This window comes from Haloferax sp. AB510 (genome assembly GCF_024136985.1).
Classification (GTDB): domain Archaea; phylum Halobacteriota; class Halobacteria; order Halobacteriales; family Haloferacaceae; genus Haloferax.
This window is the reverse complement of record NZ_JAMYJY010000063.1, coordinates 1-22,406: the sequence shown is the minus strand read 5'-3', so window position 1 is coordinate 22,406 and position 22,406 is coordinate 1. Positions and strand designations below refer to the sequence as shown.

Below are 22,406 nucleotides of genomic sequence, written 5' to 3'. Positions count from 1 at the left end.
GCAATCTTTCAATACCCATGCACCTATTATGTCATCTGGTAATATCAATCGTCATGTTTGCATAATGTTGAACTGGGCACGTGTGTGCTAAAATACACAGTGAAAATCATACCAACTCTTCTTCCTTAATCCGCTCCCAGACCTGCTCCCCATATTCAGTCATCTCATACAGTCTCCCAGGATGTTCGTCTGCAACGATCTCAACCATCTTTCGGTCTCGAAGCTCACCGAGTGCACGAGAGACGTTCGGATAGCGGATGTCGTACGCTTCTTTAATCTGTTTGGGATAACTAATCCCGGTTGAGAGGTGTTCCATCACGTAAATTCGGTACTTCGAGTTGAGTACCCAGCGAACATCGGCCAACTCTTCGTCCATCAGCGTGAGTAAAACTCACCTAGCAGCGGGTCTATATCTACCTCTAATTCACATATGATCGACTTATCAGTTCCCATCAGAAAAACTATATGTCGTCGGCGAAAGCGTGACTTGAAGTCGGATTACGCACCGAGGTACATACAATGGGATACGAGCTAATTAACGCCAACACGTTTGAGGAGCTCTCGAGTTGGCCAGAAACGACTGACCCACAGGCTGGTTGGCAAGACGGTGGGGGAGTCCATGCGATCGTTACGGACCCACCGTACGGAGTCATCGAATTCATGGAGGAGAACGTCGAGAAGATGCGCCAGGGGTCCGGTGGAGTATGGCGAATTCCGCCTTCGCTGGATGGTAGCCAGCGGAATCCAGTCCCACGGTTCACCGTTCTTACTGAGGAGGACAAACAGATGCTTCAAGACTACTTCGAAAAGCTCGGTGAGCTCGCGTATAAGGTTCTCAGACCGGGCGGCCACATCTTCATCGCCTCGACGCAGCTTCTGATGCACTACGTCTCCAAAGGCTTCGATGAAGCGGGGTTAGAACGCCGAGACGTACTGGTCCGAGAAACCAAAACGCTCCGTGGTGGTGACCGTCCTAAAGGTGCACACGACCATCCAGAATATTCGATGGTATCCAGTATGCCTCGAGTATACTGGGAGCCGTGGCTTCTGTATCGGAAACCGTTTGATACGAAGTTAGTCGAGAATCTCGAAACGTGGCAGACTGGTGGGTTGCGCCGTGAATCCGAGGACCGGCCGTTTACTGATCTGCTCGAAGATGGAAAGACTGGAAAGCGCGAACGTGAGATAACTGCGGCAGCAAATCCGGAGAGCGAGGACTCACATCCTAACGTGAAACCACAGAGTTTGATGCGTGAGCTCTGTCATGCTGCGCTTCCACTCAAACAAGGCGTCATCTTAGATCCCTTCATGGGTAGCGGATCGACAGTTGCAGCAGCAGAGGCGATCGGCTACGACTCGGTGGGAATCGAACTTGATGACTCGTACTACGAGATGGCTAAACAATCCATTCCACGATTCGCCGAGATCAGCACGCCAATTGAGCAACGTGAGGATATTCGAAAGACAAAGGCCGCCGAAGAGTCGACGTCGCTCTCCGATTTTAGCTAGATCTTGATTTCGTGGAGAGTTGGGTGATCGACGTTAGACATCTAACTCTGTTTGTTCGGTTACGTATTCTGGATGCTCCTCGGCAAAGACCGGGTCGAACGTCGTCTGGTACTCGCGGTAGCGTTGTTTTGGTTCTGCGAGGCCTGTGATGGCTTCCGGTTTCTGATAGACGGGGTTCGACCGGAGTTTATCCATCCCATTCGCGATGATACTCGAGGTAATCGTTCGTCGACTATCACCGGAACGTCCGCTGTGACTCCAATCTTCTTCTTCCAACTTTGCACAGAGGACTTGTATGATCTCAACACCGGCCATCTCAGCTGGGTCGACCTCGCGATCAATCGGAGCATATCGAAAGATGACGAACCACGCGGATTCGTTGTTGTGGGCCTGCCAGCCGCCATTTTGTTGAGAGCACTTCGTCTCGATTCCTTCGTCACCGTGATGAACGCGGTAATCATCAGCCGCGTATGCTTCGTTGTCGATTGGGAGAATATCGGGGAACCCGTCCTGTTTCTGGTTCTTGATCAGCACATCGCTTGCCTCGGCAAGGTTATCTGTGAGGATGTCGCCGACAAAATCACTAAGTGCGTTATTCGCGCGAAGGAGGTTCTCGATGTTATGGTGTCCTTCTGAATGGAGAAATTCGTTGATTCCGTGGTAGAGGTCGTACCATTCTTTGATAGCGTCAGCTACGTCATCTGGAGTGACACCATACGGAAGTGTCGCATTCGGATTAAGATAGCGTTCCTCGAATTGTGGCGTGGTCATACATTATTGAAAATTGACCGCTTACATAGGAGAGTTATTTCAATTCGGTTGTGACTGAGTTATTGAGTACCTATCATGAATTGTTTATTTTGTTACACTTTTGACCAACAGCTCATTGCTAGGAAATACGAGTGCCAATAGTACGGTTCCACAGGAAACCCCAAAATCGAGTCTGTAGATTTTGCTCAAGTTCTGTAACTACGACCTCCTTTCTCTTTTCTAAGTGTTTAAATTCCTCTCCCGGTGGCTCCTGAAACCCATGCATTACTGCTCTTAAATGGTCCATCTCCTGAGCTATTGAGTAAAATCGAACGAGCGCTTCAACTTCCTCAGACGTGAGTCTCCCAATGTTATCGATATAATTGTCATAGACCGCTGTTGGAATCATCCAGCTCGTGTACGGTAGTGGAATCTCTCGGTCACCTACGTCAACTGGAATTGGTAAGTCAACTGCAGTTAGTTCTGCGAGAAATGCTCGGCGCATATTCTGTGTTCGATCATAATCCTGCTTGGCGTAGAGTACTAACCCAGCAATGACGGTTCCTACAATCGGTATTATCGCAGTGACAATCATCGACAGTATACTAATTATTTCGGCGAGCATAGGGAGAGCACAATCTGAAATTTGGTTTATTTTCCAGATAGTATCTGTACGCATTTGCGTCTAATAAAATGAGTCTCGCTACTGGGAACCTATCTAACCACAGCCAGCACTATGTTACACTCCAATCACAACCCCACGTACCGCCGCCCGTTCGTCTCCCCTCGCGCTTCCACCAGATTGTAATCGGCCAACTTCTGCAGGTCCCGCCGAAGTGACCGCGCTGCTCGTTCCTCTCCTGACGCCTCGATATACAGCGGCCGCAACTCGCCCATCTTTAGCGGGCCGTGCTCGCGAACGAGTTCCAGCAGCGTCGCTTCGTGGACCTTCAACTGACTCGTCGTCTTCTGGCGTAACTCCCCACGCGCCAACGGAACTGCCTCGTCGACGACGGCCGACGTGATCACGTCATCACCGGCCAACTTCGCGGCTCGATAGAGCGACCGAATCGACACGCGAGCGTCGCCAGCGGCGTGGTCGGCGATCCGTTCGAGAATCTCCGTCGGCACGTCGTACTGCAGACCCTCCCGAACCCGTGCATCGAGAATCTCGACCAGTTCCGAGACACGGTAGGGCTCACAGTAAATCCGCACGCCCGACCGGAACCGCGAATGAACCCGCTCGTCCATCGAGGCGAACAGCTCTTCTTCGCGGTTCGTGATCAACACGAGCGTCAGCTCCGGAATCGCATCCAGACTGTACAGCAGGTCCGTCTCGTCCAGGCGATCGACTTCGTCGAGGATGACGACGTACGGTTTGTCGATGGACTCCCGAAGCCGGGTCAGGAGCATGTCATGGGCCGTCGAGTGTCGGTGGAGGTCCCACACCTTCCCGACCTCCGAGAGAATGTCGTAGAGGACGACCCACGGCCGGTGGTCGTCCCAGCAGTTGACGTACTTCGTGACGACGTCGGCCTCAGTTTGGAGCTGCGCGAGTCCGAACCGCGCGGTTGTCGTCTTCCCCACGCCGGAGGGCCCGGTGACGATGGTGTTCGAGCCCGACTTACCGTCGAGAATGGGTGAGAGAGCCGTCGAGAGGAGGTTCAACTCGTGGTTCCGGTGGACGAGATCGGCGGGTACGAAGGCGTCAACGTCGAATACTTCCTCTCGGGTGATCATTTTGCTGGAGATATCGATGTGGGGGGTACTTAATCGGTGATGAGGGCTGTCCGAATTGGCCGAATCAAGTGTCTGTACACCCACAATTTCTCCCGGAACAACACGCTCGAATCGCAATCGAATCGCGGATGTGTGGGGTCGAACCGAAGCACAGTCGTTTCACGACGCAATCGAACGAACCCACAGTTCGAGTCGAGTGGCCCCACAACTGGCAGTAGCGACGAATACATGCGTGTTCAGAACGCGTCGAACCAGCGCACACAGCTGATGCGATACACCCGAAATTGGGACGCAATCGCGTTCTGAAATCCCCCGGTACACCCCACTTTTGTTGGGGTGTACCGGCGATTCGGGTGTTTGAGGGGGTCGATTCGACCCGCTCAGGTGCCCGTTTGAGCGGTGGTGAGACACGTGTTGGCGAAGCTACAAAGCCGGGAGAGGGCGCTCTAACCCACAAATCGAGGGATTGGGATTCATATCGAGTGTGGGTCCCTCGTTTTTGTCGGCGAATTTCTACACTCTTGGTCGGGAATCATCGGGTACACCCTTGCGGGAACTTGGCGTCCATGTACACCCGTGAATTCCGGGGGTGTAGCATCCCTCAACCCGAAATCGGTGTTTGAAAAGGGTGTAGAAAATCCGACTCCGAAATCACACTCGCTGATATCGTGGACTTAGTGTCAAACAACTGTTCTCCGCCACAGATTTATCCACGTTGCAAAAGTGTCACTCTATATCTCGATGAAACGACAATTGGCTGATTTAGATGTTGACTCGCTGAATGGCGACGAAGTCCGATTTATACTGAGTGAACAGATAGAGAGTTTCCGGAGAAAGCAAGAGCAAGCTCAGCGGCACATCCGAATCACTCTATTGGTACTCAGCATCGCATTAGGTGGCATTAGCTATCAGTATGCGATCCAACCTTCGATTTTCAATATGGATGTCTTTCTGTCAACTCTACTTTCACAAGAATACTCAGACAATGATTTCTTTTATTTGACTCGGGGTTTAATAATCCACATTCAATATTTGTTGGTTCTAGGAGTGATCTTTCTATTTCATTCTGTAGTTGATGCATTCTTGGTAATATTCGATGATGAAGCAATTCCACTATCCCACAAAAAACAGAGATCTGAAAGAGGTATATTCAACAATACCTCTGATTTGAGAGAGTGGATTGTAGAGAATGATCATCGCTTGAAAGGGACCAAGCGACGGCTACAAAGGAGCTATTTCCATATCTACTGTGCCGTCCTTGTGACTATATTTTCACTTTTGATTTGGGTTGGCGTGTCTATTCCTAGTGTGAATGTCCTTGTATTTCTAAATGCAGCGATTATACTCTCTGTTCCTGCATTTCTTTATTTAAAGTTAGAACAGTCTTTGAGAGCGTTAGTTTCACACCCACAGAAGCCTAGTTTTGCGAAAACAGCTTTAGAGGAGTTTGACAGAATTGTAGATGTGTTTCTGCACCAAGGTATGGGCATCGTAATGAAAATCATTTGTCTAATAATATACCTCCAACTCGTGCAAAGATCCCTCTCGTTCGTTACTGAGTATCTGTTTTAGTATGTATTCTGAACCTTATGTCCTCCAGTAGCCGTACAGCAGCAAGTGAACTCATAGATCAATTAGTCATATTTACTGCGTCGAACCCGCGCCGTCGACGCGGTAAATCTTCGCGACACACTGCTCCTCCAACACATCAGGAACGTCCACGTCGCCACCAAACACAGCGTACTCGACGCCGGCCTCGATCTGCGGCGGCGAAATCACAATACCGTTCCCTGACCGATACGCCGACCGTTTGTCGGCGTTCAACAGCGCTTGCAGGACTTCGATTCGCTCGGCGTCTGTTTCGGTGACTGCCATGGACGAATCTGCTGTACCAATCTAGATAACAATCTTGGTGAGATGACCCGTCTTGACGGCGCGAGACGGCCCCCAACGATTCCCGACAGGTCCGGATTTTCAGCGTCTTATCGTGTCTTCTAGCGTTTCTTGAATCGTCGGCGACGCCGAACGAGGTCGCCGGCGAACCATGACTGAGGGAGCTGACCGAACTCCGACTGGAGTTCACGGAGAAATCGTCGAGTACCGACGCTCGGAGGTCGAAGAGTGGGAGTCGCTCTTCGCGTCCGACGAAGCAACCATCGAGGCGACGGAGAACCCGCTCGATGGGTGACGTAGCAGTCACCGCGGACGGCCACACCCACGCGGTGGCCGTGGCCGACCTCGAGGGAGACATCGAAGTCGACGTGGACGCGGGAACCGAACCCCGCGTCCGACTCCCGACCGACGTGTGCGTGTCCTACGTCGAAGACGCCCTCGAAACCGACGGTGGAGTGAGCGCACACACCCGGAGTCGCGTCGACGGCTACGGTCTCGCCGGCAAGACCCGAGACTACGCGATGGCGGGGGCGATGCTGCTCGCGTCGGTCGCGGGGTGGCTCTGGGCATCGGCGGGCGGCGGCATGCAGTTCGCCGCGCTCGTCACCGCGAGTGCCGCCGCCGGACTCGGCGTCATCGCCTACCGGTCCGCGGCAGCGGGGGTGAGCCATGTCGGGGAGTAGTCGCCTGTTCTCGCTCCTGTCGGTCGCGATGGCCGTCCTCCTGTTGACCACGCCGGCCGCAGCCGCCGACGCGTCCTCGGAGATCGATTTCTCGGCGGACGCGACGCCGAACCCGCAGTACGGCGTCCAACTCACGAAGGCGACGCACAACGCCTCGTGGGACTCGCCGCTTCGCTACGAGAACAACGACGGTGAGCTCGTCCTCGCGGACGCCGAGGTGAACGACTCGGTCGACAACCCGTACTCGTTCTACCCGACGCACGTCGACGCCGCGGACTTCGGCGCGTTCCCAGTCGACAAGGAGAACGTCTCCGCGCTCGACGCGAACGAGTGGACGGTAAACGAGTCCAACACGGCGGGCACGGTGACGCTCATGTCCGACTCGCCGGCGTCCGACATCGACGGCGTGCGGTTCTCGACGACCTCGCAGACGAGCGGCGATGTGGCAGTCTTCGAGTTCTCGAACTTCTCTATCGACAGCGACATCCAGAAGAAGCATCTCGCGACCGCCGTCGACGTCGCCGAACTCGACGCCGGCGCGGTCGTCGAACTTCGCGCGGTCGACGACGACGGCGACTACTACGCGGCCGAAATCAACGCGTCTCGCACGTCCGGCTCGAACCTCATCGCGAACGCGACCGGCTCGGGCTACGTCTTCCAAGAGCAGATGGGCCAGATGGACCTCGTCACCGCGGGTGACGGCTCCGTCGGGACGCTCGAATCGGTGCAGGTCGTCGTTCGCGACGGCGACGCGGACGTGACGATGTCGATGCTGAACCTCGAGAAGCTCTCGAAGTACAAGCTCGGCACGCGCCTCGAGAATACGGACGACGACGAACTCGAGACGGTCGACGTGTACGAGAAGAACGCCTCGGGAACGCTCGCGGTGAACGAGCTCTCCTCGCTCGGTTCGTGGGCGAGTTCGGCGGCCATCAAGGGGCTGACCTTCGACGCGAACTTCACGGCCGAGCGACTCGACGCCGAGGACGTCGACGTCGAGTTCAAAGAGACCGGCAACAAGTACCCCGGCTACTTCGGGACCGTCACGGTCCAGTACCGGATGGCGCTGCCGGACGTGTACGACCTCGACTACCAGTTCCCGGCGCTCACCGACGAGCAGTCGGTGACGCGTGACCGCGTCCTCTCAGTCGAACTCGCCGAGGGCGTCTCGGAATCCACCGCGTTCGAGGATATCGAGTCGTGGACGGACAAGACGGCGCTGTACACGTCGCTGAACGCGTCGGTCACGCTCGACGACACCGTCCAGCCCGGACAGGACACGGTCATCAAGTACGAGTACAAGGTGACCGAGGACCAGTACGACGCGATGCAGCCGTCGGCGCTCGGCGGCGCAGGCTTCTCGTCGGGTGACGGTGGCTGGTTCTCGTTCCTCTCCGGCTTTACGAACTGGATCGCCGCCGGCCTCGCGACTATCGCTGCGACCGTCGGCATCGCATCGAAGCGCTCGGGGGCCTGAACGGTGGTGAACGCGCCTGACGCCTCTGGGGGCAGTTCGTCGTCGAGCGGGACGGGCGAGTCGGGCGGGTCGAGCGGGCCGCGTCTGGACGGCGCGCGGAGTTACATCGACTTCGCCGACCGATTCGACAACTTCGGTCAGGCGTTCATCGCGACCGTGAGCGGCATCGCCGTCTTCGCCGGGTCGGCGGTCATCGCGCTCGGCGAGTCGGTCGTCAACCTCCCCGTCACGCTGTTAGACGCCTTCGGAACCGGTGGCGAGGCGTGGGTGTTCGCGCTGACTCGCGACCCGGCGGAGTTCGTCTCGGCGTCGTTCCAATCGGCGGCGGATTCGCTCTTGACCGGACCGTTCGCCGAACTCGGGCCGTTCCTCCCGTGGATTGCGGCCGTCGTCGCCATCGGCGTGGTCATGATCTTGACGTGGTATCTCGACCGCCGCGACTCGGACGTGCCGGGCCTGGGCATCGACCTGCCGGTCATCGGAAACGACGAAGACGGCGACTTCACCGACGAGGAGTGATGACGGTGGGTCAGCAACGCGACCGCGGCGCGGTCGGCTCCCGTCGACACCTGGGGGTGACTCGTGTCGGGAACTGACGCCGCGCAGTACGTCGCGGACGACGGCTCTATCCGGGTCAAGCGACTCGTCGGAACGCTCCTCGCGGCGGCCGTGACGCTCTTCGGGTCGGTTCAAATCGAACTGCTGTCCGCGCTGGTGAGCGCGCAGGTCGCGCTCGTCGACTTCGTCGGCCGGTTTCTGACGGCGTTCGTCTCGAACGCGCTCGGTGAGAGCGCGGGAGTCGTGACTGACAGTTGGCGAGCAGCAGCGGTCGCGGCGGTCGAGTTCGGCCCGTTCGCGCCGGTGCTGTTGGCCCTCGAAGCGGTCGCCGTGCTCGTCATCGTCGCGACTATCTGGGACTTGCGGAGGGTCGTCTCGTGAACGCGTCGGACACCGGTGGCGAGACCTACAACAACTCCGGCGCGCCTTCCGGACCCGACCAGACAGCTGATACTGACACCGAGAGCGACGACGGCGGCCTCAGCGTCTTGGGCACGCTCACGTCGTTCTCCGACAACCCGGACGAACTCGAGTCGTTCCTGAAGGCACCGGCGACGTTCATCGTGACGACCATCGGGACGTGGGTCGTGACGAACGTCTTTCTCCGGCCTGCGGAGTTCGCGTTCGAGACCGTCGACTGGGCGGTCGCGACGACGACCACCGTGATGGAGTCTGCCTTCGGAACGGCTGGTTCGAGCGCGTGGGAGGGGCTCACCCCGGTTCTGGAACTTCCGACGATGTTCCGTAACCTCCTCGCAGGTCCGCTGATGGACGCCGGCCTCGCCGCCCCGATTGCCGGCGGGTTCGCGTCGGCGCTGTTGGCGGCGGTCGCGACGCTCGTCGTCTATCTGGTCGTCCGGGTCATCGTCGATGCGGTACCGGGTCTCGGAGGGTTGCTCCCGTGAGCGACGACCAACAGAACCCGCTCGAACGGGGCGCGGCGGTTCTCGGAAGCGTCCTCGCCGGTGCGGCGCTCTACCTCAAGTCGTTCGTGACGCTCGACCCGGCGTTCCTACTCTCGGGCGACTGGTACGGCATCGCGTCGCTGTTCACGCGATTCATCGGTCCCGAACTACTCCCGGCGCTGCCGTGGAACGCGCTGTTCTTCGCGGCGGCGCTCGGGATGCTCGCGGTTTCGCTGTTCAAACTCAGGAGTTCACGAAATGCAACGAAGTAACTCGCAGACGACGAATCGAACGAAAACTGAACCGACGTCGACGGAGGCGGGTCGATGAACGTCCTCGAACTGCTGACATCGAACTGGCTGGCCGTGCTCGGCGGCTTCGCGGCGCTGGTACTCATCGGCTTCGCGTGGGCGGAGTACGAAGACGAGAAGACCGCCGCAGAAGTCGGTGCCGGCGTTGGAGCGCGTTCCAAGCGTGCCATCGGCGGCGGGGTCGGATTCCTCTCGGCGCTCACCGTGGGCGTCCTTGGCGGCCTCTACGAGGCAGGGATGTCGCTGGGAGACCTCGGTGCCGCGCTGGGCGATCTCTTCGTCAACGCGCCGGAACTCATCTCGGGCATCATCGTCGGCGTAGTCGGCACCGCCGGTCTCTCTGGGGTCGTCCCGTTATCGACGATTCAGTTCGTCGGTATCGCCATCGTCGCGCTCGGTATCGGCGGCATCGTGGGCCTCCGACGGGGGACGTTCTGAGGTGCGTCTCGCATGAGACGACCCGCGAGGCTCGCGCTGCTGGCGCTGGTGCTGGTCGCGCTGTTGGTTCCGGTCGGAGCGGTCGCACAGTCCAACGAAACGGCGACTGAGACGGACTCGGGGCTCACCCTCGAACAGTTGAACGAGCGCGGGCAGAAGCCGGCGAACGCGCCCGACTCGGTTCGAGCGAGCGGAAGCTTCGGGCAGTACGGCGTGAAGTCACTCCCGACGGGACTGCTGGTCATCGAGGGCGAGGATTCGCCGATGTGGTCGTTCATGAGTCCCGGCGAGACGGTCCGCCGTAACTACGTCCGACTCGAGTCCCGCCGCGCCTTCGGCGTCGAACCCGAGAACGTGACCGTTCGCATCGCCTACTGGAAGGCGGGCACCGTCTCGAAGGAGCTGTCGGACGGGACCGTCGTCGAGGAGGAAGTCGCGAAGAACGTCACCACACACTCCCAGACGGTCACCGTCTCGGCGGGCTACTCGAAGCCGATTCGCATCGACCTGCTGCCGCACTACGACGACCGGGTTCGGACGACGATGTGCGTCGAAGAGCCGGGGGAGCCGAACTGTCTCGCCAATCCCGGCGCGAAGCGCTGGATGTTCTATCACGCCTCGACGAAGGCGGCCAAACCTATCGAGACGAACTCCGAGGGGTCACGGCTGGCGTGGTCGATCGGCCTCATCGCGTTCCCCTTTGCCGGCTTCACGTCGGTGACACTGTTCGTTGGTCGCCGCGCGGTCGAGAAGGCCCGCGGGAACCCCGGCATCTCGCTTCTGGCGTGGATACTGGCGCTCATCGGCATCGGCACCGCGATGGTCGTGTTCTGGCGGCAGGTCTCGTCGTCACTCATCCGCGCGCCGTGGATGCTCGGCGTCATCGGGGGCATCTTCCTCGGCATCCTCGCGACCGAGTGGTTCGGCGACGACAGCTATCTCGCGCTCTTCGTCCGCCTCCGGGCGAAAGATGGGATGGACTCGATGGTCCGTCAGGCTGCGCCGCAGGACGGCCACGACCGTCCCGACCCACTCGCCGACGACATCGCGACCGACGGCGGGTCGCAGGCCCGACAGACGGTCGACATGGACGCCGTTCCCGGCCGACTCATCGCCGACGTCTACCCACAGCGGATGGTCCGCGGCCCGGACGGCATCCGATCGGCGGTGAAACGCGGACTAGCGCGGTTCTACGCCCGCGCTCGGGGCGCTCGAGCGGATATGGCAACGAACGGCCGGCCGCAAACGTCTATCGAGGTGAACGGCGGCCCCTACGAGGAGCTGTTCTTCCTCGACCCCGAGTCCCAGAGTCCGGTCGAGTACGAACCCGAACGCCACGAGATTCGCTTCCCCGAACTCATCGCTCGCGACGAGGAGGGACGCCTCGACGTGAACGCGACGGCGATTCTCGGCGGTGTGGCCGCGCTTGGCGCGTCGTGGCTTCTCGGAAGCGTTCTCCTCGATTCGCCGTCGCTCGGTCTTCTCATCGGCGGGGGCGTCCTCTTCGCGACGAAGGTGATGCGCCCGGTGTCCGGTCGTTTCGGCGTCGACCTCGCGCCAGTCCACTACGGCAACGCCCTCGCGGCGATGCTGCAGCACGCTGACCAGATTGGGAACGTGAAGTCGTGGGAGACGCTGTTCGACCGCTACCACTCCGAGCGCGCCGAGAACAAGGCGGAAAACAAAGCCCTCTCTGACCGCGCAGAGGCGTCGCAGATGGACACCGTTGCTCGTCGCTACCTCGGCGACGACCATGGCGCGCAGGCGAGCACGGACGGAGGACGGCCCGATGAGTAGCACCTACCGCCGGGCCGACTCGGCCGACACCGAAGACGTGCCGCGTCGCGCGCTGGCGAAGCTCTCGGCGGACCAGCGAGATGCGTTTCAGAGACTGCTCGATGGGTTCGAGTCGCGGTCGGGCGTGCTCCGGTGGATGTCAGAAGTCACCGTCCACACGCTTGGCGCGCTTGAGGACGACTGGTTCGCGGCCGTCGTCTCCTCGCCGGGGTCGATGTCGGCGCTCCTCGGTGAGCCGTGGGGGCCGCTTCGAGACGCCGACGAACCGTTCTCGGCCGCAACCGCTGACGAGATACGGCGGTCGATGGCCGTGATGGACCTCTTACCGGCCATTCGCCGTTCCCACCATGAGTTCCGGTGGTCGGCGAAGGACTACCTCGGAACCGATGAGGACGGCGACATCCCGGACGCACGGACACAGCTCCACCCGGCGATGCGTCCCGAACTTGGCACGCTCCAGTCGCGGATGTCGGGGCTCCTCGACGAACTGCTCCGTGGCTTCCGCGACGAGGACGCGTTCGTCGAATGGGGACAGGAAGTCGTTCAGGCGAGCTACGCCGAAGTCGACGCCGGGGTCATCGAGGCCGCGTACTTCGAACTCCCGGTGCGTCGGCTCTTGCTCTCGGACGACCCTCGCGGTCTGTTCTTCCGCGAGTCGTGGGCAGCGGAGTTCTTCCTCGCCGGGTTCAACGCGAGCGTCCGACAGGTGTCGGGCCGCGCTGCAGAGGTCCCGAGTCAGCCGAATACGGAGCGATTCGTTCCGAGTGGATAACATGGTCACGAACAACGCCACCCCGCCTGCGGGGCACGATTGGGGTGAGCGGACCCGACAAGCGGTCGCTCACTCCGCACCGAAGCATTGGAAGACGGACGCCTACGAGATGCGGCAGAAGTTCGGCATCCCGTCGTTCAAGCCGGACGACTACGTCCCCGAGCCGGGACAGGTGAAGTCGGACGTGTATCCCGACCTCGTCGTCCACGAGCGGGACCCGACCGTCACGACGACGCCGCGCGGAACTGACGCCTTCATCAAGGGCGACCGCGGGTCGGGGAAGTCGACGAAGGCCGCGTCGCTCGCGATTCGGCTGTTGGAGGACTTCCCGTTCGTCGACGAGATGAATGCGAACAAAGTCATCTGGCGCGGGTCGCCCGCACGGTCCGAGTGGCTTCGGCTCAAGGACTGGGCGACGGTCTGGCTCCCAGAGCACGCCAGCATCGAAGCGACGTGGGAAGACGAGGACGCGGGTCGCTACGACGCCGACATCGAAGCCGTCGCTCGCGACGTTCGGTACTACCACGACGTACTCGACCTCGTCGACCAACTCGCCGAACAGAAGCCGGGGACGTTCAACGTCGTCTACCCGGACCCGAGTTTCAGCGGCTGCCGCGAACTCACAGAGGAGACCCAGCGCGTCGGTGAGCCGCTTCCGTTCGTCCCGACGTGGGAGGCCGACCCGTCCGAAGGCCGCCACGCGACGCCGCTGACCGACTGGTGGTTCGCGTTCATCCTCGCCCGCACGGAACACGGCACGCACGTCGGCTGGACCGCGCTCATCTTCGACGAGGTCGGCGACTTCGTGCCGCAGTCGGCGCGGAACTCGCCCGGGAGACGCCTCTGGGACAAGATCGAACTCCTGCGGTCGCTGTGGGCCGAGTCGCGGCGGGCGCGCTTCTCGCAGTTCTACTTCGGCCACTACGAGGAGAACGTCCACGAGAAGATTCGCCGCGAGTTCAAGTGGCGGATTCAGATGCCGGACGGCTCGCCGAACCCGGTCAAGAATGTCCGCGGAACGTGGCCGCTCGGCTTCGACAACATCCCCATGACGAGCGACCTCACGTCGGGGCTGCCCATCGGTACCGGCCTGTGCTACAACACGGCGAAGTTCAGCTACTTCGGCTGGAAAGACGTCGCCGAAGCGCCGGAAGACGAGACTCGGTGGCTTCGCGTCCGACTCGGCGCACCCACACAGCTCCCGTCGACGGCGATGGCGACCGAGGCCGACGCGCCAGCTGAACCGGAGTTCGACGACTCGGTGTTCGCGTCGTGGCAGAACCAGGTCGACCACCGCCTCTACGTCCGCGATCCGGGTTCGGGATGGATTTCGGTCGCGACCGGCGCGGTCGGCGATGAGCTCGTCTCCCCGGTCGAGGGCATGACCTTTGACGAACCGGTCGTCGAAGACGGGGAAGTCGTGGTCAGGATGCGCCGAAATGCCGACGAATCAGTCGTCGTCGCTCGGCTGCCGTCGACGTCGCAGTCCTTTAAGTCGGCTTCCGGTTCCGGGGGTGAGACCGCGTGAGGCGAATTCGCCGGAAACTGTCGGGTTTCCTGACACGCCTCCCGCGCGCGTATTATGATCATGATTGGGATAAACCCCCCGGGGCCGGTTTCGGGGCCCCCACCGAGTGGTCTCGGTCCTGCTGGTCGCGATGATTGTGGCCTCGATACTGGTCCCGTTCGTCGGCGTCTCGGCGGCCGTGCCGAGTGGACTCGTCGGCGTTCCCGACGCGAACGTCTCCGAGGATTTCCCGGTCGGTTCGGAGCCGTCGCTTCGAGCGACTGACCTCGAAGGGTCGGTGATGGCGTCGGACCACGCCGAGTCGCTCGAGGTCATCGCGACGACGCCCGGTCGTGCGTCGGGGTACGTGAACGGGACGACCGTCGGCGGCGGCGAAGTTGTGTTAGTCCTCCGCGACGAGACGCACTCGACGGGGCGGACAGTCGGCATCGACGCGGGTGCGCTTCGCGAAGCACTCGGCTACACGCCCGAGCGTATCTACGGAACACACGACGACGGCACCGAGTGGTCCGCTCCCGTTCGATACGAAGGCGGTCTCCTGTTGTTTGATGTCGCTCACTTCTCGTCGAACGTGGTGACGTTCTCGGGGACCGTTCAGATAGCGGCGACGCCCGCGACCGACGGGTCGACGTTCTCGTATGACCTCTCGGAGTCAGATGCCGTCTCAGAGTACAACATCACGGTCACCGGACACGACTCGGCGGAAAACGACACGGAGTCGGGGTCGGTCGCTCTCGGCGACTCATCAGCCCTCTCGATTTCGAGTGATCGAGACCCACTCGGACACGACTCACCAACGCCGGTGCTGAACGCAACTGGCACGAGCGAAACCGCGTCGAACGGGACTGACACGTCGGGGTCCTCCGGCTCGATTACGTACTATCAAACCGACCACCCGGTCTCGTCGATGCGGGAGGTTCGCGTCGATGTCACCGACCGATGGGACGACACCTACGGGAACGTCGGCTACACGTTGGATCTCTACGTCGATGGAACACTCATCGACTCTCGCTCGGGCAACACGGAGACATGGGGCGGGCCGTACGCCTCGGCAGCGGAGACGTTCAGCGTCTCCCGAGCGTCGTGGGACACGATGCGAGTCGAATGGACGTTCGACAAGTCCTCCGGGGGAATCAAGGATATCTCGATCGAGTCGATGGCTCCGCAAAACGCGACCGTCACGACCGACGACGGCGTGACCGCAGAACTCGGAGATCTCTCTGTCGGCGAAACAAAGACAGTTTCATTCCCTGTCTCTGCCTCCTCGAACGAGTTCTCGCTGTCCGGCGACGGCGACGGCGGAGTAGACTGGACACTAGCGTACCGTGAGGTACTGGAAACGAGCAACGTCACCGTCTCGGTCAACGGAAACGACACATCGTATCCGGGGACGCTCGCGGACGGCGAGACTGCCACACTTCCGACAAACGTGTCGTGGGTCGCCGACGGAACGAACACCGTCACGGTCTCGGTTGGAGACAGCTCGATTCCAGCGGATGCACCGGCCCCGTCGGTGGGACTGCAGTACTCGCACACGTCGACGGATGAGAAGTCCGTGTCGTACGAGTCGTCGAAACTCACCGAATCGTACAACGTCACTCGAACGTATTCGACCGACCAGACCGACGCGAGGTTGGTCATCCCCTTCTCAGGGAACGTCGCATACATCGGGAACGTGGAGACACAGTTGAACGGCGGGCCGTGGTCGTCCGTCTCTCCGGGTGACTACTCGCTCGACGGAACGACGCTCACCGTCGGTTTAGGCTCCGTTTCGGGTGGTGACACCGTCACGGTCCGAACGACCGGTGACAGAATCTCGGTCGTGAACGGATCGCTGACCGTGACGGAGACGACGCCGATGGGAGAGCGACTCGATTCGGAAATCAGACTCGACTCGTGGGCGAACGACTCCTACATCTCGCTTGGTGGGTCGCCGGATGAAGACCGACTCCACTACACGTACAACGAATCGTTTGGCGACGCCGAGTACGACGAGGTAACCGCGACCGGCTACCACCGGCTTCATCTCCCGGGCGCGTCGGACGCGTCGACGTTCCGCCTCTCGACGGTTCCCGTCCGGGTGGACGTCGCGACCGGCGAAGCTCGCTTCCGGGTCACGAGTCCGTCGACGACGGAGCCCAAACTCTCGATTCGACCGGGAGTACACACCGGCGACGGGGTGGCTTACGAATTCCTGTCGCCGTCGGCTGGCGATACGTATCTCCTCTACTCCACAACCACCGGCACGCAGCGTGATTCCGCAGTTGCGGGTGAGACAGTCGTCTTGGCTGACGACGACTCGGGTGAGATTCTTCACATCCGGAAGTCGTCGGAGTCGTCCAATGCGTCGGGCGGAAGTGGGTTCTTCGCCGGTAGTGGCGGAGCCGTCACGAGTACCGCTAAAGACTACATCCCCGCAATGCCGGTGCTGAACCCCGGACTGGTGGCCGCACTTGTGTTGGTCATCATCGCCGGAGCCATCGCGTACACCGAGCGCCGGATGTCCTCGACGCGGTCGACGCCGGTGTACGAACGGCCGCTCGTCCTCTTGGCGCTCGTCGTCGCTGGCTTCGTCGGTGTGTTGCTCATTTCGCCGGAGTCCATCACGGCCCCGGTTCAATCGGCGCTCGACACCGCGCTTCCGCTCGCGTCGGTCCTCGGCGTGTTGCTCGTCGTCGGTGGCCTCGGGTACTGGTGGTACACGCGGCGGCAAGCACGGATTGTCGAGGCGAAAACCCCGGAGAACGTCTTCCGAATCGGTGGTGACGACAAGTGATTGACCCCATCCGAGCGACGCTAGAAACGGCGTTCGCGGCCTTTGGTATCGAGGGCGTCTCGGTGATGGGACTGCTCGCCCTGCTGGTCGCTGTGAGCTACGTCCACAAGGCCTCGAAAGCGGGGTCGCTCGTCGCCGGCGTTGCGTCGACGGCTGCCCACGACGCGAAAGTGGTCGCTCTCACGCTCGCCGGCCTGCTGGTCGTCGGGGTCGTCTCGCTCAACGTCGGCCGCGGCCGTGAGCTCGTCTCGATGGCAATCGAGCGGGCGCTGTCGTTCGACTGGACATCGCTCCTCGGGGTGGTCGGATGAACTACGAAGCGCGACTCGAGGAGGTCCTCAACGCGGTCGCGATCGACGACATCTACGAGTTGGCCAATGACTATCCGGAGGAAACGCGCCTCGGACTCGATTGGCAAGCTATCGCGCGGTACGAGGCCGAACACGACGATTCGGAGCTTTCGCTGGCGGCCGTGTCGGGCGTCGCGAGCGATATCGTCGCCCGTCCGGAGACGACGCTAGAACGACTCGAAGACGTTGTCAGAGAGTTCGACGTTCCCGGACGCGAGAAACCGATGGCGCGAGCCTCGGTCTCGGTCGTGAACCTCCCGGACGACGCGACGTTCGATGTCGGGGGCTTCTCACCAGAAGACTGGATCGGGCGACTGCTGGCACTCGAAGGCCAGATTACGAAGCGGACTGCAGTCAATCCGATGGTCGAGGAGGCGGCGTTTGAATGCCTCCGGTGCGGGACAATGACCTACATTCCGCAACACGGCTTCGGGTCGCTTCAAGAACCGCACCGCTGTCAGGGGTGTGAAATGCAGGGGCCGTTCCGACTGAACGAGACGCAGTCGGAGTGGACGAACTACCAGAAGATTCGCCTGCAGGAGCCACCCGAGAACGCCCGCGGCGAGACCGAACACATCGACATCCATCTCACCGGAGATTTAGCTGGTGACCCGCGAGTCGAAGGTGGAACGCGGACGACGTTCTTCGGCCGCCTGAATCCGGTGTACACCGGAGACGTGGTGTTCGAGAAGGACCTCGTCGGGACGGGCTACACGGTCGAACAGGGTGGCTTCGAGGACGCCGACCTCTCCGAGTACGAAGCGATAATCGACGAGGTTGCAGCAGCGCCGAACACGTTCGAACTCCTCGTCGATTCGTTCGCGCCGTCGCACCAGGGCCACCGACACGTCAAGGAGGCGCTGGTGCTCCAGCAGTTCGGTGGCTGGGCGCGAACGGGGCGGGACGGCACCCACCACCGCGGCGACTCCCACATGTTCCTCCTCGGCGACCCGGGGACCGGGAAGACGTTGCTCCTCGAGGCAGCCTATGAGGTCGCACCGCGCGGCGCGCTCACCGACGGGACCGGTTCGTCGAGCGCTGGCCTCACGGCCTCGATCGTGAAAGACTCGTTCTCGTCCGAGCAGTTCAGCATCGAGGCGGGAACGCTGGTTCGAGCGAACAAGGGAATCGCCGTCGTCGACGAGCTCGACAAGGGTGAGACAAGCGACCTCGATGCGCTTCATACTGCCCTCGAATCCCAGCAGGTGCACGTCTCGAAGGCGGGGAAGAACGCGATGCTCCCGGCCGAAACGTCGCTCCTCGCGGCGGGGAACCCGACGGGCGGGCACTTCGACCCGTCGCGGGATATCGCCGACCAGGTCGAACTGAAGTCGCCGCTCCTCTCTCGGTTCGACCTCATCTTCACGATTCGCTCGGAGGAAGACGAAGCGAAGATTCGGGACATTTCCGAGAAGATGGTCCGCTCTCGGAATCGTGCTGGTCGGCGTGCGCTCGGAGAAGACGTCGACGAAGACGACTCGGGGTCAGCGGTCCGACTCGATCGCGACGAGTTCACCGCCTACGTCACGGCCGCGAAACAGGTCCAGCCAGTCGTTCGTGACCCGGCGGTCGCCCGGGAAATGCGCGAGTGGTTCGTCGAGACGAAGACATCGCTGCCGGAACGCTACGCAACTGCGATGGGCGAACAGGAGTACGATGGGCCACCATTGCCGATTACGGCGCGGAAGCTCGACGCGCTCCAGCGGCTTGCGGAGGCCTCGGCGCGGATGCGACTGTCCGAGACGGTCGAGATGGTCGATGTTGAGCGCGCGAAACCACTCATCGAACGATCCTTAGCTGATATCGGGATTGCGCCGGCGGATAACTCGTCGTTCAAGACGGCGACGACTGACGCTGCAGAAGTTGGGATTTGAGAATCTCTTTGCGGCGAGTGGTTGTGTCAGGAATCAGCCGTGTATTCCGGAATGACGTCGTCGAAGAGCCGGCTACAGCACTCCCAGAGGAGCTTTGGCGGCGATGACGCTTCGAGGGTCGCTTTCTCATGGTGTGGAGACTCCATTGAGGCCGTTCGGTATTGGAAGTGCGTTGGCCCGAGATCGTCGTGATCGTCGTCTTGATGCCACCCACAATGGAACTCGAGATTCGGGTCAGCGTAATCGACTCTGAACTCGTCGTGCGGTGGTGTGAGTTTCCAATGGACCTCAATCGTCGGTGCCTCGGGTCCAGTTGGCGGGACGAGGCGAACTGGATCAACTTCGGCAGCAAGATACCGCTTTTGGATTGCGTCGGGTTCGTACCAGACAGACACAACCTCGGATTGTCGTTCCAGTACGTCTTTGAGCACCCGGTAGACCTCGGGGTTTTCTGATCCGGGGCCTCTCATGCCGAGGCGGAACGTCCCTGTCCCGGGAATCGATCATAGAGACGAAGTGCGTCCTCGACGAGTCGACGCCGCGTCTCGAGGTGCTCCCAGTCGCGAGCGGCTTGGCGACGTTTGCGTTGATCCTCTTCGTCTACTGCTTGGCGTAGACTCGCTCGCAATTCGTTGGGCGTCTCGACGTCGTACTCTGTCTTCCACGAACGAATTTGGTCGTTCATCTCTTCGAGGCTCGCAGCGAGCTGGTCGGGCGAATGTGCCTCGTAGAGTTCGCGCATTTCGCTGAGGTACTGGCTGACCGGGTCAGGCTCGTAGGTGGTCTGTTGGCCGCGCGTATCGGCGAGTAGCTTACCATCGTCTGTGAGCCGCGAGAGATACTTGCTCGCCGTTTCGTGGGCAACCTCGGCCTCAGACGCGATCCAGTTCGCCGTCCGCGGTTCACTCACAGTAAGTGCGACCGCTTCAACACGCTCGGCCGCCGACAACCCGTCTGTCCATCGTCGGTTCGACTCGTCGCTCATAGCCGAAACTACAGCCCGAGTGTAGAAATATATTGGGTCAGTTCAGATTATTCTAATGGGTGCGCGTTAGTCGCCTAATCAAATCGGGTCAATCTCTCTTCTAACTCGATGTGATTCGTTGCGAGACCCCCCAGCGACATCGACGCCCAATTTTTCGCGCGGACAAGCCGCGCCGAGTAGGCGCGGCGACCTCCGTTGCAAGTGTTACATCTGAAGCCACCGAAGGTGGCTGAAGTAATCTTGGTGTGTGGCTCTTTAGCCACACAGCTAACGCAGAATCAGGGGGGACCCCCCTGATTCGAAGTGTCTGCGGTCGCGGTCGCTGCGGGCTCGAGACAGCGCCAGAATCTTTCGAATGACAACCTCCTGAAAATACTGCAAAATATTCCGCATTCTCACCGAAAAAACAGCGTCGCCACTCGGAAGACGGCGCGTCAGCCGACGAGCTGACGCAGTTTACCCAGACTGTAGGTGGCTCTTCCGGTGGAATCGTACGCGTCGGCGACGACCGCAAAGCGACCAGAGAACTGCTTCATCTCGTTGCCGGTCACCTCTGCCCACTTCGCAGCGCCGGTTCGGAGGATCCGCTTGACCTCCTTACGCGTCGCCTGCGGTGCAAGCTCGAGTAGTTCACGACCATCCTCGCGGTCGTCCTGCCGGTCGCGAACGTAGTTACGAAGCCAGCGCTCCCACGGACCGTTCCCATCGCCGTACGTATCGGCGCGGATGATATCGTCTGTCGCTTCTTCGAGCGTCGCTGAGACCGAGCGCCGAGCGGACTCGATGTGTTCGACGATTCCCTCAGCGATGTGTTTCGAAGCGAGTTCGACGTGACCGTACTCGTGGATGACCAGATCACCGAGGCGCTTCAGCGCGCGATAGACTGTGTCGATGTGGACGCCAATTCGCTCAGCGAGATCGGCCGGCGAGATCTGGCCGCCGTCGGTCACCAGCTCGTCGGCAATCGACACGTCAGTCTCGTAGAGGTTGTTCGCGGCGGCGAACAGTCGGACTTCGTCGTCTTGCTGCTGCGCAATACGCGGCAGCGGGTTGTCGATGACTTTGACCATCCGCGCCTCGCCGTCGACGCTGAAGTAGTCGTCCGCGACGTACATCTGGTGGTCCGGCGTCACCGGCAAGTCCGACCAGTTCAGGACGTTCAGCAGTCCCTCTTCGAGTTCGTTGTGGAGTCGGTCGACATCGTCGAACCGGAGGGTGTCGTCGTACAGCGAATTCTGGTAGGAGACACCGATCTTCGGGTTCTCGAGTTCAGTCCCAGCAACTGCCTCAGGGTTCCGCATGTGGTAGTGCTTGAACTCCTTCGGAAGTCGATGGCCGCCGACGACCTCGGCCGCGCGCATCGCGCAGATCGTCGCCGTGTGGTAGTAGCCGGCGCATTCGCGGTCGTCGCGAACGCTCTTCGAGTAGCCGCTTCGCTCGCGACCCAGAATCATCGAAATCCGGTGAAGCGTCCCGTCCAGCGCGAACACCTTGCCGGTCTCACCCTTCTTGCCGCGCACGTACAGCTCGGCGTCGGTGATGTTCGACGATTCGTGTACTTCGTCGGGATCGAGCGCCCGGTAGTCGATACCCGTGAACGAGTTCCAGCCGAACCCATCTTGGCGCTCGCGAAGCTTGCGGAGCGCTTCGAACAGGACGGACGGGTACTGGTCGAACTCGAAATAGCTCCCGCGCGTCTCGACGTCGACGCCGAGGATGTTGTGCGGGTTCGGGATGTTCGTCCCGCTCTTCGAGGTGATGCCGGGCCACCGCGGCCGGACGCGGAAGTACGCACGCTTTCGGTTCTCGTCCTTCGCGTCGTTGAATGACTGGTAGGCCACTGGATAGACGCGGATGAGGAATTCAGGAACATCCTCAAGTCGCCAGTCCCATCGACCGAGGTCGGTTCCCTCGTCGGGCGTCGCGAGGCCGGGGTTGTCGGCGTAGCCGAACTCGACGTTCCACTCCTCACCACCGAACTCGAAGCCGGCGCGGAGATTACCGTACTCCTCGAAGTCGTGCATCTTGTACAGCGAGACGAGTCCGAAGTACGTCGACAG

The 22,406-nt window shown here is 60.7% G+C and carries 23 protein-coding genes; 15 read left to right on the top strand and 8 right to left on the bottom strand.

Features of this window, described 5'->3' with window-relative positions; translation table 11 throughout:
* Positions 1-106: 106 nt before the first annotated feature.
* Positions 107-376 carry an ArsR family transcriptional regulator gene (locus NKF06_RS12830; protein WP_253245616.1) on the bottom strand — a complete coding sequence of 90 codons (270 nt, stop codon included), beginning with the start codon at positions 374-376 and terminating at the stop codon, positions 107-109.
* Between the two features lie 143 nt (positions 377-519).
* On the opposite strand from NKF06_RS12830, the gene NKF06_RS12825 reads away from it, so the two are divergent.
* Positions 520-1,509 (top strand): site-specific DNA-methyltransferase, encoded by a 990-nt coding sequence (locus NKF06_RS12825; protein WP_253245615.1) that lies wholly within the window; start codon positions 520-522, stop codon positions 1,507-1,509.
* A 33-nt stretch (positions 1,510-1,542) separates the two neighbouring features.
* On the opposite strand, the gene NKF06_RS12820 is transcribed toward NKF06_RS12825, so the two are convergent.
* From NKF06_RS12820 to NKF06_RS12805, 4 genes are all read right to left on the bottom strand, one after another.
* Positions 1,543-2,280, bottom strand: coding sequence for a hypothetical protein (locus NKF06_RS12820; RefSeq protein WP_253245614.1), 738 nt, complete (start codon positions 2,278-2,280; stop codon positions 1,543-1,545).
* Positions 2,281-2,398: 118 nt separating this feature from the next.
* Positions 2,399-2,884, bottom strand: coding sequence for a hypothetical protein (locus tag NKF06_RS12815; RefSeq protein WP_253245613.1), 486 nt, complete (start codon positions 2,882-2,884; stop codon positions 2,399-2,401).
* Positions 2,885-3,009: 125 nt separating this feature from the next.
* On the bottom strand, positions 3,010-3,999 hold the full coding sequence (locus NKF06_RS12810) for a Cdc6/Cdc18 family protein (protein ID WP_253245612.1): 990 nt from the start codon (positions 3,997-3,999) through the stop codon (positions 3,010-3,012).
* Between the two features lie 1,644 nt (positions 4,000-5,643).
* Positions 5,644-5,874 carry a hypothetical protein gene (locus NKF06_RS12805; protein WP_253245611.1) on the bottom strand — a complete coding sequence of 77 codons (231 nt, stop codon included), beginning with the start codon at positions 5,872-5,874 and terminating at the stop codon, positions 5,644-5,646.
* Between the two features lie 169 nt (positions 5,875-6,043).
* Between NKF06_RS12805 and NKF06_RS12800 the strand changes: the two genes are divergently transcribed.
* The 14 genes from NKF06_RS12800 (at position 6,044) to NKF06_RS12735 (ending at position 19,361) form a co-directional block, all read left to right on the top strand.
* On the top strand, positions 6,044-6,187 hold the full coding sequence (locus tag NKF06_RS12800; RefSeq protein ID WP_253245610.1) for a hypothetical protein: 144 nt from the start codon (positions 6,044-6,046) through the stop codon (positions 6,185-6,187).
* On the top strand, positions 6,180-6,575 hold the full coding sequence (locus NKF06_RS12795) for a hypothetical protein (protein ID WP_253245609.1): 396 nt from the start codon (positions 6,180-6,182) through the stop codon (positions 6,573-6,575). The genes NKF06_RS12800 and NKF06_RS12795 overlap by 8 nt, the downstream gene beginning before the upstream one ends.
* Positions 6,562-8,052: a hypothetical protein gene (locus NKF06_RS12790; RefSeq protein WP_253245608.1), complete on the top strand. Its 1,491-nt coding sequence runs from the start codon at positions 6,562-6,564 to the stop codon at positions 8,050-8,052. The genes NKF06_RS12795 and NKF06_RS12790 overlap by 14 nt, the downstream gene beginning before the upstream one ends.
* Positions 8,053-8,058: 6 nt before the next feature.
* A complete protein-coding gene (locus NKF06_RS12785; RefSeq protein WP_253245607.1) occupies positions 8,059-8,571 on the top strand; it encodes a hypothetical protein in 513 nt (170 codons plus the stop codon).
* A 63-nt stretch (positions 8,572-8,634) separates the two neighbouring features.
* Entirely contained in the window at positions 8,635-8,991 is a 357-nt protein-coding gene (locus NKF06_RS12780; protein WP_253245606.1) for a hypothetical protein, read from the top strand.
* Positions 8,988-9,515, top strand: coding sequence for a hypothetical protein (locus tag NKF06_RS12775; protein ID WP_253245605.1), 528 nt, complete (start codon positions 8,988-8,990; stop codon positions 9,513-9,515). The genes NKF06_RS12780 and NKF06_RS12775 overlap by 4 nt, the downstream gene beginning before the upstream one ends.
* Positions 9,512-9,787 carry a hypothetical protein gene (locus NKF06_RS12770; RefSeq protein WP_253245604.1) on the top strand — a complete coding sequence of 92 codons (276 nt, stop codon included), beginning with the start codon at positions 9,512-9,514 and terminating at the stop codon, positions 9,785-9,787. The genes NKF06_RS12775 and NKF06_RS12770 overlap by 4 nt, the downstream gene beginning before the upstream one ends.
* Positions 9,788-9,841: 54 nt before the next feature.
* Positions 9,842-10,264 carry a hypothetical protein gene (locus NKF06_RS12765; protein ID WP_253245603.1) on the top strand — a complete coding sequence of 141 codons (423 nt, stop codon included), beginning with the start codon at positions 9,842-9,844 and terminating at the stop codon, positions 10,262-10,264.
* 12 nt (positions 10,265-10,276) lie between these two features.
* Positions 10,277-12,061, top strand: a complete 1,785-nt coding sequence (locus tag NKF06_RS12760; protein WP_253245602.1) for a hypothetical protein — start codon at positions 10,277-10,279, stop codon at positions 12,059-12,061.
* Positions 12,054-12,833, top strand: coding sequence for a hypothetical protein (locus NKF06_RS12755; protein ID WP_253245601.1), 780 nt, complete (start codon positions 12,054-12,056; stop codon positions 12,831-12,833). The genes NKF06_RS12760 and NKF06_RS12755 overlap by 8 nt, the downstream gene beginning before the upstream one ends.
* 1 nt (position 12,834) lies before the next feature.
* The gene (locus NKF06_RS12750; protein ID WP_253245600.1) at positions 12,835-14,361 is read left to right on the top strand and encodes a hypothetical protein; all 1,527 of its coding nucleotides are present in this window, start codon (positions 12,835-12,837) and stop codon (positions 14,359-14,361) included.
* A gap of 106 nt (positions 14,362-14,467) precedes the next feature.
* Entirely contained in the window at positions 14,468-17,137 is a 2,670-nt protein-coding gene (locus NKF06_RS12745) for a hypothetical protein (RefSeq protein ID WP_253245599.1), read from the top strand.
* Complete coding sequence (locus NKF06_RS12740; protein ID WP_253245598.1) at positions 17,134-17,448, top strand: hypothetical protein; 315 nt, start codon at positions 17,134-17,136, stop codon at positions 17,446-17,448. Before NKF06_RS12745 ends, NKF06_RS12740 begins: the two co-directional genes overlap by 4 nt.
* Positions 17,445-19,361: a minichromosome maintenance protein MCM gene (locus NKF06_RS12735; RefSeq protein ID WP_253245597.1), complete on the top strand. Its 1,917-nt coding sequence runs from the start codon at positions 17,445-17,447 to the stop codon at positions 19,359-19,361. Before NKF06_RS12740 ends, NKF06_RS12735 begins: the two co-directional genes overlap by 4 nt.
* A 26-nt stretch (positions 19,362-19,387) precedes the next feature.
* Here NKF06_RS12735 and NKF06_RS12730 read toward each other — a convergent pair whose 3' ends face one another.
* The 3 genes from NKF06_RS12730 to NKF06_RS12720 all read right to left on the bottom strand — a co-directional run.
* Positions 19,388-19,831: a hypothetical protein gene (locus NKF06_RS12730; protein WP_253245596.1), complete on the bottom strand. Its 444-nt coding sequence runs from the start codon at positions 19,829-19,831 to the stop codon at positions 19,388-19,390.
* Positions 19,828-20,346 (bottom strand): hypothetical protein, encoded by a 519-nt coding sequence (locus NKF06_RS12725; RefSeq protein ID WP_253245595.1) that lies wholly within the window; start codon positions 20,344-20,346, stop codon positions 19,828-19,830. The genes NKF06_RS12730 and NKF06_RS12725 overlap by 4 nt, the downstream gene beginning before the upstream one ends.
* 434 nt (positions 20,347-20,780) lie before the next feature.
* Positions 20,781-22,406 (bottom strand): AsnC family protein (locus NKF06_RS12720; protein ID WP_253245594.1); only part of this gene is annotated, 1,626 nt, incomplete at its 5' end.